Below are 391 nucleotides of genomic sequence, written 5' to 3'. Positions count from 1 at the left end.
AGAGTAGGACGTTGCCAGGCTAATATTATTCCGCAGTAGCTCAGTGGTAGAGCTATCGGCTGTTAACCGATCGGTCGTAGGTTCGAGTCCTACCTGCGGAGCCATTATGCTTCCATAGCTCAGCTGGTAGAGCACTTCCATGGTAAGGAAGAGGTCACCGGTTCAAGCCCGGTTGGAAGCTTGGGAAGAGTTTTGAAATTTTTGGCCCGTTGGTCAAGTGGTTAAGACACCGCCCTTTCACGGCGGTAACACGGGTTCGAATCCCGTACGGGTCACCACTTTTGGAGGATTAGCTCAGCTGGGAGAGCACCTGCCTTACAAGCAGGGGGTCGGCGGTTCGATCCCGTCATCCTCCACCATATATATTTTAAATGTCGGAGGGGTAGCGAAG

At 52.7% G+C, this 391-nt stretch carries 4 tRNA genes; all 4 read left to right on the top strand.

Features of this window, described 5'->3' with window-relative positions:
* The first annotated feature begins 29 nt into the window (after positions 1-29).
* The 4 genes from COL05_RS30550 to COL05_RS30535 all read left to right on the top strand — a co-directional run bounded on the left by COL05_RS30550 (position 30) and on the right by COL05_RS30535 (position 359).
* Positions 30-104: transfer RNA gene (locus COL05_RS30550), tRNA-Asn, on the top strand.
* A gap of 4 nt (positions 105-108) precedes the next feature.
* Positions 109-181: transfer RNA gene (locus tag COL05_RS30545), tRNA-Thr, on the top strand.
* 22 nt (positions 182-203) lie between these two features.
* Positions 204-278: transfer RNA gene (locus COL05_RS30540), tRNA-Glu, on the top strand.
* Between the two features lie 5 nt (positions 279-283).
* Positions 284-359, top strand: a tRNA-Val gene (locus COL05_RS30535).
* The last annotated feature ends 32 nt before the right edge of the window (positions 360-391 follow it).

It is taken from the genome of Bacillus sp. AFS059628 (assembly GCF_002571225.1).
Lineage (GTDB): Bacteria > Bacillota > Bacilli > Bacillales > Bacillaceae_G > Bacillus_A.
Note: the sequence above shows the minus strand (reverse complement) of the source record. Positions and strands in the feature narration are given on the sequence as shown.